Source organism: Curtobacterium sp. HSID17257 (assembly GCF_003989515.1).
Lineage (GTDB): Bacteria > Actinomycetota > Actinomycetes > Actinomycetales > Microbacteriaceae > Curtobacterium.
In genome coordinates, this window is the sequence record NZ_RBLU01000248.1 from 1 (window position 1) to 571 (window position 571).

1 protein-coding gene is annotated in these 571 nt (G+C 72.9%); it reads left to right on the forward strand.

Going from position 1 to position 571, the window contains the following annotated elements:
- On the forward strand, positions 1-571 hold a 571-nt coding region (rfaE2, locus tag D8M35_RS16250; protein ID WP_126892731.1), incomplete at both ends, for a D-glycero-beta-D-manno-heptose 1-phosphate adenylyltransferase.

The following is a 571-nucleotide window of genomic DNA, read 5'->3' on the forward strand; positions in this document are numbered from 1 at the left end:
CGCGCCCCGCTCCGCGACGCGATCACCGTCGCCCAGGCAGCGGCCGACGTCGTGGTCCGCGAGGCCGGTACGTCGGTCTGCACCGCCGCCGCGCTGATCGATTCGGTCACGGCGCCCGCCGCGACCGTCGTCGACCACGACGACCTCGCGCTGGCCGTCGAGTCCGCCCGCGCCGCCGGCCGCCGGGTCGTGTTCACGAACGGCTGCTTCGACGTCGTGCACCGCGGGCACACCACCTACCTGCGGCAGGCCCGCGAGCTCGGTGACCTGCTCGTCGTCGCCCTCAACGACGACGACTCGGTCCGACGGCTGAAGGGTCCGGAGCGTCCGATCAACACCGCCGAGGACCGCGCCGGTGTCCTCGCCGCCCTCGCCTGCGTCGACCTGGTGACCGTCTTCGCGACCGACACCCCGATCCCGCTCATCGAGCGCCTGCGTCCCGAGGTCTACGTCAAGGGCGGCGACTACTCCCCCGAGATGCTCGAGGAGACGGGCGTCGTGCGGGCGTACGGCGGCGAGGTCGTGATGGTCGACTACGTTCCCGAGCACTCGACGACCGCCGTCGTGCGAC